The organism is Aestuariivirga sp., assembly GCF_965227715.1.
Classification (GTDB): domain Bacteria; phylum Pseudomonadota; class Alphaproteobacteria; order Rhizobiales; family Aestuariivirgaceae; genus Aestuariivirga.
On record NZ_OZ245771.1, the window covers coordinates 1,775,422 to 1,786,617 of the forward strand.

At 61.3% G+C, this 11,196-nt stretch carries 8 protein-coding genes; 2 read left to right on the forward strand and 6 right to left on the reverse strand.

The window, feature by feature from the left end:
* Positions 1–11: 11 nt before the first annotated feature.
* Genes ACO06F_RS08385 through ACO06F_RS08410 form a run of 6 tightly spaced genes read right to left on the reverse strand, consistent with a single transcriptional unit; the run spans position 12 to position 7,386 of the window.
* Entirely contained in the window at positions 12–1,571 is a 1,560-nt protein-coding gene (locus ACO06F_RS08385; protein WP_421696235.1) for an ABC transporter substrate-binding protein, read from the reverse strand.
* The gene (locus tag ACO06F_RS08390; protein WP_421696236.1) at positions 1,546–2,565 is read right to left on the reverse strand and encodes an oligopeptide/dipeptide ABC transporter ATP-binding protein; all 1,020 of its coding nucleotides are present in this window, start codon (positions 2,563–2,565) and stop codon (positions 1,546–1,548) included. The genes ACO06F_RS08385 and ACO06F_RS08390 overlap by 26 nt, the downstream gene beginning before the upstream one ends.
* Positions 2,562–3,533: an ABC transporter ATP-binding protein gene (locus ACO06F_RS08395; RefSeq protein ID WP_421696237.1), complete on the reverse strand. Its 972-nt coding sequence runs from the start codon at positions 3,531–3,533 to the stop codon at positions 2,562–2,564. The genes ACO06F_RS08390 and ACO06F_RS08395 overlap by 4 nt, the downstream gene beginning before the upstream one ends.
* Positions 3,530–4,387: an ABC transporter permease gene (locus ACO06F_RS08400; protein ID WP_421696238.1), complete on the reverse strand. Its 858-nt coding sequence runs from the start codon at positions 4,385–4,387 to the stop codon at positions 3,530–3,532. Before ACO06F_RS08400 ends, ACO06F_RS08395 begins: the two co-directional genes overlap by 4 nt.
* Positions 4,380–5,330, reverse strand: a complete 951-nt coding sequence (locus tag ACO06F_RS08405; protein WP_421696239.1) for an ABC transporter permease — start codon at positions 5,328–5,330, stop codon at positions 4,380–4,382. Before ACO06F_RS08405 ends, ACO06F_RS08400 begins: the two co-directional genes overlap by 8 nt.
* Before the next feature lie 37 nt (positions 5,331–5,367).
* Positions 5,368–7,386, reverse strand: coding sequence for a CocE/NonD family hydrolase (locus ACO06F_RS08410; protein WP_421696240.1), 2,019 nt, complete (start codon positions 7,384–7,386; stop codon positions 5,368–5,370).
* Positions 7,387–7,513: 127 nt separating this feature from the next.
* Here ACO06F_RS08410 and ACO06F_RS08415 point away from each other — a divergent pair, with 127 nt between their 5' ends.
* Both ACO06F_RS08415 and ACO06F_RS08420 read left to right on the forward strand, forming a co-directional pair.
* Positions 7,514–9,553, forward strand: coding sequence for an FAD-dependent oxidoreductase (locus tag ACO06F_RS08415; RefSeq protein WP_421696241.1), 2,040 nt, complete (start codon positions 7,514–7,516; stop codon positions 9,551–9,553).
* Positions 9,550–11,091: a trimethylamine methyltransferase family protein gene (locus tag ACO06F_RS08420; protein ID WP_421696242.1), complete on the forward strand. Its 1,542-nt coding sequence runs from the start codon at positions 9,550–9,552 to the stop codon at positions 11,089–11,091. The genes ACO06F_RS08415 and ACO06F_RS08420 overlap by 4 nt, the downstream gene beginning before the upstream one ends.
* Positions 11,092–11,196 lie beyond the last annotated feature (105 nt).

Consider the following 11,196-nt stretch of genomic DNA (forward strand, 5'->3'; position numbering starts at 1 on the left):
CCACGCTGACCTCATCCCTTGGTGAACTGCGTGGGATCCGGATGGCCATCAGCCAGGATCACCGGTTTGATATCTGACCGGTGTATCACGAGGAAGGGCTCGAAGCACACGAAGATAAAACCACCCGACTCTTCCATCAGGTCTTCCATGCGATTGAAGATTTCCTTGCGCTTGGTATCGTCCTGCTCCACCAGGCCTTTCTGATAGAGATCCTCGAATTCCTTGCTGTCGAAGAACGACCAGTTATAGACGCCGATCTGATCGGGCCGGAACCACACGAGATTTTCGGTCGGGTCGATACCGCCTGCAAAATTCATCAGCACCAGCTCGATGGACTTGTAGCCATCTCCCTGCGTCTTGTCGCCCAGTGCCCAATAGGCGGCGTCTTCCGTGGGCTGGATGTTGATGGTGATCCCCGCTTCCGCAAGGCTCGCCTGAATGATCTGGGCCGTCGATTGGGACACGGAATCGGTGAGGCAATAGAGGTTGAGCGTGAGATCGGTGACGCCCGCCTCCGCCAGAAGCGCCTTTGCCTTCTCGACGTCGCGTTGTGCAATCTTGTTCTGCTGCCGGGCGAATTTGGTGCCGGGTTGCACGACCCCTGCCGCACGGCCCACGAGGCCATCATAGGAGCCTTGCAGAACGGCTTCTCCATCATAGGCATACTGGATGGCCTGCCGCACACGGAGATCCTTCAGCTTCTCGGCGTTGGTGTTGATGGTGAGCCAGACATAGCGGGTTGATTGCGCCTCGATGAGGGTCGAATCCTTCGGCATCGCGCTTTTGAGCTGCTTCGAGGCGCTCAGCGCCACGCGTGTGTAGTCGAAGGAGTTCGCCTCATAGGCGAGCAATGCTGTCTGATCATCCGTGACGACAAAATACTCGATCTTGTCGAAGGCCATCTTGGGGCCTTTCCATTCGGGATTGGCGACAAGCGTGACCTTCTGGTTCTGCTCCCATTTGTCTAGGAGGAACGGTCCGCACTGGGCGGGGATCTCCGTCGTATAGCTGCCACCCACCTTCTCCACTGCAGCTTTCGATACGATGTGCCCGCCGTAGTATGGAAGAGCGATGTACCAGAAGGGCTTGAACGGCTGCTTCAGATGGATCAGGCCCGAGCGTTGATCGAGCACTTCCACGTGGTCGAGCTTTTCGAACTGATAGGCCCAGGCGGAATCGCTGCCTGCAATGCGCTCAAAGGAAAACTTGACGTCTTCGGACGTCACCGGCCCGAAACCATTGTTCCAGGAGAGGTCATCACGAAGGGTGAAGGCGATGGTCTGCGGGTCCTTCCAGGAGATCGCCTGCGCACCCCAGGGAGATGTCACATTGCCATCACGCATGTCGCCGAGGCGGATCAGCGTCACCTGGGTGCAGCGGGGAATGATGTCGTCCAGCTCCCCTATCGCGCCCTTGGGATCGAGCACTTGAAAATCGGCGGTGGCCCTGAGCCTCAGCGTCGTGCCATCTGCGGCCCAGGAGAGATTGGGCCTTGCCGCCAATCCGGCAAACAAGGCGCCACCCGCTTTGAGCAGGGTCCGGCGGTCAGTGCTCCATGAAAGTTTCATCATTTCCTCCTGTGCTTTTGTTGTTTGTGTCTTCGGCAAAATGGCATCTAACCATGCGCCCTGCTTCAACTTGGCGGGGCTCTGGTGCTTCGCTGGTACAGCGCGGGCGTGCCAGCGGGCAGCGCGTGTGGAACTCGCAACCGGAAGGCCGCGCCAATACACTGGGTATCTCGCCTTTCAGCGCCAAATCTTGCCGGCGCTTCCGCGGATCGGCCTGCGGCTCCGCGGCAATAAGACTCCGCGTGTAAGGGTGGAGAGGCTTGGCAAAGACCTCGCGCGTCGGACCCCATTCCGCCAGGCGGCCAAGATACAGCACGGCCACACGATCCGTCACATGGCGGATAACTGCAAGATTATGGGTGATGATGAGAAAGCTGAGGCCAAGATCCCGTCTGAGGCCGGTCATGAGATTGAGGATCTCGGCTTGCACCGATACGTCCAGCCCGGCCGTTGGCTCATCCGCGATTACGAGCTTGGGGCCTAGTGCCAGAGCACGCGCAACGGACACACGGCGCGCCTGGCCGCCTGAGAGCTCATGCGGATAGCGCTGCGCCAATGCCGCGGGAAGCCCCACGCGTTCCAGCATGACGGCTGCGGTCTTTTCGCCCTCCGGCAGAGGGATGCCGTTGATCTGGAATGGCTCAACAAGCTGCGGCCCCACCTTCCGGCGCGGGCTGAGCGAGGCTACGGCATCCTGGAACATCAGCGCCGTGCTCCGCCGCATGGCCGTGAAGTCCGCACGGCTGACCAGAGGCCGGCCGTCAAAAGCAAGGCTTCCTTCGGTGATCGAAGACAAACCCATCATCACTCGCGCGAGCGTGCTTTTCCCGGAACCGGACTCGCCCACCAGACCCAGCATCTCGCCAGCCCCAATTGATAGAGAGACACCGCTCAGGATCGTCATCCGCAATGGGGGACCCGGCAGCAGGCGCTGCAAGCCGGAGGACGGCGCTGCTAAATCGAGGGAGACATCCGAGACGTCATAGAGTGCACTCATGGTGCGGCCTCATGGCAGCGCGCCGCATGGCGCGGTCCGACCTCGACATAGGGCGGTGTCACGCTTTGGCAACGCCCTGTTGCTTGCGGACAGCGCGCTGCGAAGCTGCAGCCCAATGGAGGATTGACGAGGTCCGGCAGGCGGCCTGGAATGGTTGGCAGCACGGGGGTCTGCTCATGGATGTTCGCAGGGTCGCATGCGATGAGCGCCCGTGTGTAGGGGTGGCGCGGATTGTGGTAGACATCATCCGTCGACCCCTCCTCCACCACTTCGCCTGCGTACATCACATAAACCCGGTCGCAGAGTTCGCCGACCAGGCCCAGATGATGGGTGACGATGATGATTGCCCCATTGTAGTCCCGCCGGAGCTCACGCAGCAGGTGGATGATCTGCGCTTCCATCGTTACGTCGAGTGCGGTGGTCGGCTCATCAGCCACCAGAACTTCGGGCGTCATCAGCAGGGCCGCAGCAATCGCGGCCCGCTGGCGCATGCCGCCGGAGAGTTCATGCACATAGCGATCGAGGCAGCGCGAGGGATCTGAAATGCCCACCTGCCGCAGCATGGCTGCGGCCCGCACTTTCTTTTCAGACCGCGGCATGTTCCCGCGCTGGTCCTGAAAGTCGATCAGCTGTTCGCCAATTGTCAGCACCGGGTTGAAAGACGTCATCGGGTCCTGAAAGATCATTGCGATGTGGCGGCCCCGCAGGCTGCGCTTTTCCCGATCGTTCAGGGAAAGGATGTCACGGCCCCCAAACATGACGCCGCCGGAGGTGACACGCGCGTTGCGTGCGAGCAAGTTGATCAGCGCGGATGCGAGCGTGGATTTCCCACAGCCGCTTTCCCCCACAATGCCAATGGCCTCTCCCGCACGGGCTTCAAGCGTGGCGTGGCGAAGTGCCTGTACCGCACCCTCCTCGCTGCGATAGGAGATCGACAGATTTTCGACCGAGAGGAGCGGTGCACTCATGTGAGGGTTCTCACCTGAAGCCGGGGGTCCAGCACGTCACGCAGCGCCTCGCCCAGAAACGTGAAACCAAGGGTCGCCAGAATCAGCGGCACGCCCGCCATCACAACCATGCCAGGAGACTGCCGGAGCGAGACATACCCATCATACAGGATGTTCCCCCACGAAGGCGTGGGGGGCTTCACGCCAAGACTCAGATAGCTCAGCCCGGCCTCGAGCATGATGACCACCGGAACATCCATGGAGAGCACGACCAGCAACTGGCCCGCAACGTTGGGAAGCAGATGGATCAGGATGATGCGCCAGTGAGACGCGTTCATCGCCTGCTCCGCCAGAACGAAATCGCTCTTCACCAGGCTCAGTGTCTGTGCCCGAATGAAACGCGCATAGCCGGGGATGGAGACCAGAACGATGACGAGGATCAGCGTTCCGGTGCTTGGCCCCATCACGGTGATCACTGCGAGCGCGAACATGATCATGGGAAGTGATGTTACGGAATCGAAGCACAGGATCAGCAATGCATCGAGCCATCGGGGGCCATATCCGGCAATGAGGCCAAGCAGGATGCCGGCCAATCCGGCAATTCCCGTGGCCGTGAGGGCCACGCTGAGCGCTGTGCGCGCGCCGAAGATGATGCGCGAGAGAAGGTCCCGGCCCAGCTGGTCAGTCCCTGCAGGGTGGGCCCAGCTGGAGCCAGCGAATTTGTGCATGACGTCGATCTTGAGCGGATCATAGGGAGCAAGCCAGGGCGCGAAGAGTGCCATGGCGACAAAGGTGAGCACGATCACGCCGCCCATGACGCCCAAAGGTTCCGCGAGGAGTGAACGCCAGAGGCTACGTTTTCGGCTGCTATCCACGGAGCGTGTCCCTTACCCGGGGGTCGAGCTTTGCCATCAGCAAGTCGGCAAGGGTGACGACGGTGAGGTAAAAGACCGTCATGAACAGCACTGTTCCCATGACCACCGGAAAGTTCCGCTTCTGCACCGCAGAGGTGATGAGCGTGCCGATGCCCGGCCGGGAGAACACGGTTTCCACGAACACAGCGCTGGACAGAATTGAGCCGAATCCAACAGCGACGATGGCGATCACCGGCACGATGGCCACGCGAAGCGCATAGCGGAAGACGATTTTTCCTTCGCTCAGGCCAAAAGCGCGGGCCGTGCGCACGTGGTTGGCGGCCATCACCTCCAGCATCGCCGCCCGGACGAGCCGCGCCAGATAGCCAACCCAGGTAATGGCGATGGCAGCTGCTGGCAGCACAACGGCACGCAGCCTGCTGCCCCAATCCCCCGCCTCTCCATCCCCGATGGCTGGAAACCAGCCAAGCCAGACAGCAAAGACCAGCAGCAGATAGATGGCGACGACAAAGGAAGGTATCGAAATCATGCTGACGGAGACGACGGCCAGCACCCTGTCTATGGTTCGGCCTTGCCACACCACGGCAAGGCAGCCAAGGCCAATGCCCGCAACAAGCGCGATCGTCATCGCCACTGCGCCGAGGAAGAGCGTGTTGGGGAAAACCTCCCAGATCATTTCGGAGACCGGCCGCTTCGACCACACGTCGTAACCGAGATTTCCGGTCAACGCGTTACGGAAGAAATTCCAGATCTGCACATATATCGGCTGGTCCAGCCCCATGCGCTCCATCAATGCGCGCTTGAGCTCAGGCGTGGCGCGGGGTCCGAGGGCCAAAGATGCCGGATCGCCCGGCACGAGAAACACCATCGCATACATCGCCAGCATGACCACGAAGATGATCAGTACGGCAAGGCCGATACGCTTGATGGCGTAGCTCAGCACGGTTTCCTGTCAGCCTCCCTGCTGCGCGGCCGGCCCATCAGACCATGTCGCGCGGTATTGTCTCATTCCACGCACGTTCAAACACGGTCTGCCCGTTTTCTCCGATGGTCAGTGACATCTCAACATAGAAGTTTTCTGCATCACAATGCAGCCTGCCGGTGCTTCTGTGGGAGATCGTCACGTCCTCGCGCGCCAGTTCAACCGAACTCTCGGTGATCGTCACCGCAGACAATGGGTCACCATCCACGATTTCATAGCGGACGAGCGCTGTGGCGGTCTGAACCTGGCCGATATCGTGCATCTCCTTCTTGTAGGTCCAGCGCGGAAAGTCGACCGTCATCAGCCCCGAGAGCAGATCGCGGGTGACGCGCCGGGCATGGTGCTTTTCGATCTCGTGGCGGGTAACTGGCGGCGGGGGGGCCATTTCCGGTAGATCGAAATCGCGTAGAGCGGCATCCTCAGGGCGGGGCGGGCGCACTGGGAGATCAAGTGCGCACTCGCCGCAGAACAGCTTCAGCGTGGCGAGTTCAGGCGAGGGCCATGCAATGGGCCAGTATGTGGTTGAGAGAGAAACGGCAATTCGGTGACCTGCCGGGAATGCGTGAGCAATATCGTCAAGATCGACCACGGCGTGTGCGCGCGCGCCGGGCACTAGAAGCTCGGGATGTTCATGGCTCTTGCGGTGGGTCAGGTTGAGCAGGCCCACGGTCACGCGCGTGGAACTGCCATCTGGCGCGACGTCATTGAGGCGGACGGCGACGAGTGCTTGCGGCTTGTCGCTGGCAAAAGTGAGCGAAAGCTGTGGCGCCCCCAGAATTTCGATCCGATCTGTCAGTGGTTCGGTGATGAAGACAAGGGAGCCGCCATCATCCTCGCGCTGATCCACCGGCCATTCGGCGTCACCGCCGTAACGGCCCACTTCGCCAGCGGCAAGCCCGACCCAGAGGGGAGAGCATATGGAGACGTTCGGGCCCGGCGCTGCCGTTGATGAAAGCTTGCCGCCGGCGTTCAGGAACAGCCTATCGTGCCGGATGCGGGGCGACGGCCATTCAGCCTCGCCGACCCATCGGCCCGCGCGTTCGTCATAGCAGGTGCGGGGTGATACGCTCTCCTGCATCCAGGCGCGCAGCATCGGCTCCTTCATGATGCCGGTATCGCGGCCTTTCATCCAATGATCGCACCAGCGAAGGACTTCCTGCAGCCAGCCAATGGCGGGTTCCACCGTCACATCATGCGGGTAGGAATGCGCCCACGGCCCGATAAGGCCAAGGCGCGGACCGGAGAGTTCAGCGAGCATGCGCGGCACGGATTCCGCGTAATTGTCCGCCCATCCCGATACCGCATAGACGGGAATGGTGATTGCAGAAAAATCCTCGCAAACCGAACCCTGCTTCCAATAATCGTCACGCCGCTGGTGGCGGAGCCATGTGAGGATCCACGGAGCATTGTGCTCCATGCGCTGCCGCCACATGTCGCGCCAGGCTTCGCCGACAATCGCCTGGTCCGGCGGCAGGTCATTGTGGGCGAACATGGTGGAAGACCAATCGAAATTGTCCTTGGACAGGCAGCCGCCCACCCAGTGAATATCGGTTGCATAGCGGTCGTCGGTGGAGCCCACCGTGATGATGGTCTTGAGTGCCGGTGGCCGCCGTGCCGCAATCTGCAGGCCGTTGAAGCCGCCCCAGGAAATTCCGATCATCGCAACCTGTGCGTCGCACCAGTCCTGCGCGGCGATCCAGCATATGGCCTCGCACCCATCGAGTTGCTCCTGCACGGTGTATTCGTCGTCGATCAGCCCTTCACTGTCTCCGGTTCCGCGGATGTCGAGCCGTATGGTCGCATAGCCATGGCCAGCGAGATAAACATGCGTGCAATCGTCCCGCGACCGCGTCCCGTCCCGCTTGCGGTAGGGGAGATATTCGAGAATGGCAGGCACCGGACCAGCGCCTTCGGGAAACCAGCCGCGGGCGGCAAGGCGGGTGCCATCGGACAATGGGATGAAGAAGTTCTCCACCACCTTCACGGAATACGGAAACGAGGTCCGCACAGCCACCATGGATTGCCCCTGTTGTTATACGCATGTATAAAAGCTTCGATGGAACCGTCAAGAGCCTTGTTCTCGCGCTATTGACCCTTCACTGGATTTTCAATTACTATACATTCGTTCAACAACGGACGGGCCCATGGCGCGTGACAGCCGCTACGACATTCTTTTCGAGCCGGTGCGGATCGGGCCTGTTGTGGCGCCGAACCGCTTCTATCAAACACCCCATGCGATAGGGCTTGGCTGGCAAAGGCCGAAGGCAGGAGCAGCCCTGCGCGGCATCAAGGCGGAAGGGGGCTGGGGCGTGGTCTGCACGGAATACTGCTCCATCCATCCTTCTTCGGATGATTCTCCCTTTGGCTTTCTCACCATATGGGATGAGGATGACGTGGCAGCACTCGCGGGCACCGCGGATGCCATCCACGCGCATGGCAGCCTGGCCGGGATCGAGCTGTGGCACGGAGGCTCCCACGCGTCGAACCGAATGACCAGGGTACCGGGCCTAGCGCCCTCCGTGCAGCCGGCGATGTATCACCTGCCAACCACTGCCCGTGCCATGGACCTTTCCGACATCAAGGCGTTTCGGTCCTGGCAGCGCACCGCTGCCGAACGGGCCAAACGTGCGGGTTTCGACATCGTCTATGTCTATGCTGGACACGATTACCTTCCTTTCCAATTCCTGTCGCGGCGCCACAATCAGCGCAGCGACGAATATGGCGGCAGTCTCGAGAACCGCGTGCGGCTGCTGCGCGAGATGATCGAGGACACAAAGGACGCCGTGGGGGAAAGCTGCGCCGTAGCGCTCCGCCTTGCGGTTGATGAACTCCATGGTCCCGCTGGCATCACCTCGGATGGTGAAGGCCGCGACATTGTCGCGATGTTGGCGGAACTTCCCGATCTGTGGGACGTGAACGTGGCGGGAGCACTGGGCAATGACAGCAAGTCGGCGCGCTTTTCTGGCGAAGGGTTCCAGGAACCCTATGTCTCCTTCGTCAAGTCGCTGACGACGAAGCCCGTCGTCTCGGTCGGGCGCTTTACGTCACCGGACGTGATGGTCGGCCAGATTCGCCGCGGCGTTCAGGATTTCATTGGCGCAGCGCGGCCCTCGATCGCGGATCCCTTCTTGCCCAGCAAGATACGGGAGGGCCGTGAGGACGAAATCCGCGAATGCATCGGCTGCAACATGTGCCGTGCTGCAAACAACGAAGGCGTTCACCTGCGATGCACGCAGAACCCGACGATTGCCGAAGAATGGCGCCGGGGATGGCATCCTGAACGCATCGCCGCCTATCCCAGGCGGGAAAAAGTTCTTGTGGTTGGCGCGGGTCCTGCGGGGCTTGAGGCCGCCTTGAGCCTCGGCCGCCGCGGCCTGGAGGTGAGCCTTGCCGAGCGTTCATCTAAGCTCGGCGGGCGGCTGATCAACGAAAGTGCGCTTCCCGGATTGTCGACGTGGATCAGGGTGCGGGACTGGCGCCAGCATATGATCGGGAAGTTGCCGAACGTCTCCGTCTTTCCGGGCAGCGACATGACGGCGGAGGATATCTGCTCCTTCGGCGCTGACCACGTGGTGATTGCCACAGGATCCAGCTGGCGGCGGGACGGCGTCGGCGTTGCCGGCATGGAGCAGATTGATCTGCCATTTGCCCTGACGCCAGACGACGTCTTTGCGGGGTCTCCCATCTCTGGTCCCGTCATCATTTACGATGATGAGCACTATTTCATGGGGGGCGCCCTGGCCGAAAGGCTGGCGCGTGCTGGCCATACCGTCACGCTGGTTACTCCTTATCCGTCCGTCTCGAGTTGGACTGCGATGACGGACGAGAATGCTTTCCTCCAGGAGCGACTTCTCGATCTGGGAGTAACTCTCGTGCCCTTCCGCTTGTTGGTCAGCCATGAGGGCGGACTCGCCAGACTGGCCTGCACTGCTTCGGGACGCGGGAGCGAGCTTGACTGCGGAACCCTCATTGCCGTCACGGGCCGTCTGCCGGAGGACGCTCTATTTCACGCACTAGCAGAGGATACCCGGCCCTTCACGCTGCACCGGGCGGGAGATTGCCTGCAGCCCTCCTCAATTGCCGATGCCGTCTATTCGGCACATCGGCTCGCGCGTGAGTTTGGCGAAGCGGCAAGCACGGTTCCGCGCCGGGAACGCCCCAGTCTGAAGGAGGTTACTTCATGACGAGCGATACTGCCGGCATTGCCCGGCTCCGCCGCAGGCCAGGCCGCGGCACCCGCAGTGCTGAAACTGCCCAGCGCCCCTTCGGCCGGGTGCGAAGGCCCTACAAGCCGATCGAGGTGCTGAGTGCAGACAATGTCGAGGCACTCCATCGTGCCGCACTTGCAATCCTGCGCGATATTGGCATGCGCGTGCTCGAACCCAGCGCCCGGGACAGACTGCGTTCGGCTGGAGCCATTATCGATGGCGAGACGGTGAAACTTGAACCTGCCCTTGTGACCGAACGTCTGAGCACCGTGCCGGACACCTTCACTCTCGCCGCCCGAAATCCCGCGCGCATGCTCCACTTCGGAGGCAATGATACTGTTTTCGCCTCCGTTGGCGGACCGGCCTATGTGATGGACAATGACCGCGGACGCCGGGACGGCAGCTTTGCGGAGATGTGCGATTATCTGCGCGTCATTCAATCCCTGGACATTCTCCATCAGGAAGGCGGCGGCCCCTTCGAGCCGATGGATCTTCCCGCCAATACGCGTCACCTGGACATCTATCGCGCCCAGATCACGCTACTGGACAAGAATTGGCAGACTCAAACGCTTGGCCGTGCCCGCACGCTTGACGGCATCATGCTTGGTGCGCTGGCCCTGGGGATGACGCCGGAAAGCCTCGTCAGCACACCTGCCCTGCTCGGGATCATCAACACCAACTCACCCCTGCAGCTCGATATCCCCATGGCAGAGGGCCTCATCACCATGGCGGAGCATGGGCAAGTGAATGTCATTACACCATTCACCTTGGCGGGTGCGATGAGCCCGGTCACGCTGGCCGGCGCGCTGGTGCAGCAGCATGCGGAGGCGATGCTGGGAATCGTGCTGACGCAAGTCGTGCGCCCGGGCGTGCCAGTGATGTATGGCGGCTTCACATCCAATGTGGACATGCGCTCGGGGGCCCCGGCATTCGGCACGCCGGAGTATGCCAAGGCGGCGCAGGCATCGGGTCAGCTTGCACGACACATCGGCGTCCCCTTCCGCTCTTCCAATGTGTCGGCCGCCAATGAGGTGGACGCACAGGCGGCCTATGAGAGCATGATGTCGCTGTGGGGCTCTGTGATGGGGGGCGCCCACCTTGTCGAGCATGCCGCCGGATGGATGCACGGGGGACTTACCGCAAGCTTCGAGAAGCTGATCCTTGATGCTGAACTGCTGCAGATGATGGCCGCCTATTGCGACCCTATTGTTGTGGATGAGGCAAGCCTCGCACTCGACGCCATTCGCGATGTTGGGCCCGGCGGACATTTCTTCGGCACCCCCCACACCATGGAACGCTACCAGACTGCTTTCTATTCGCCACTTCTGTCCAACTGGGACAACCACCCGAACTGGCTGGAACGCGGCAGCTCCGATGCGCGGCACAAGGCCAATGGCGTGTGGAAGCAGTTGCTGAAGGACTATGAGCAGCCGCCGCTCGATCCGGCGCGGCTAGAGGCGATTGACAGTTTCATTTCCCACCGCAAAGCTGAGGGCGGCGCTCCTATGAATTGATCTCTTTCACGAGAGGAACAATTGTTGCCTTTGGTATTGCGAAACGGGCGGCAGATGCCTTAAGTGTGTCTTTGAACATTTGTTCTGAAGCCAGAACGGGAGGGC

Coding starts and splice junctions, on each gene's coding strand:
- ACO06F_RS08385 (WP_421696235.1), bottom strand. CDS start 1,571: ATGATGAAACTTTCATGGAGCACTGACCGCCGGACCCTGCTCAAAGCG.
- ACO06F_RS08390 (WP_421696236.1), bottom strand. CDS start 2,565: ATGAGTGCACTCTATGACGTCTCGGATGTCTCCCTCGATTTAGCAGCG.
- ACO06F_RS08395 (WP_421696237.1), bottom strand. CDS start 3,533: ATGAGTGCACCGCTCCTCTCGGTCGAAAATCTGTCGATCTCCTATCGC.
- ACO06F_RS08410 (WP_421696240.1), bottom strand. CDS start 7,386: ATGGTGGCTGTGCGGACCTCGTTTCCGTATTCCGTGAAGGTGGTGGAG.
- ACO06F_RS08415 (WP_421696241.1), top strand. CDS start 7,514: ATGGCGCGTGACAGCCGCTACGACATTCTTTTCGAGCCGGTGCGGATC.
- ACO06F_RS08420 (WP_421696242.1), top strand. CDS start 9,550: ATGACGAGCGATACTGCCGGCATTGCCCGGCTCCGCCGCAGGCCAGGC.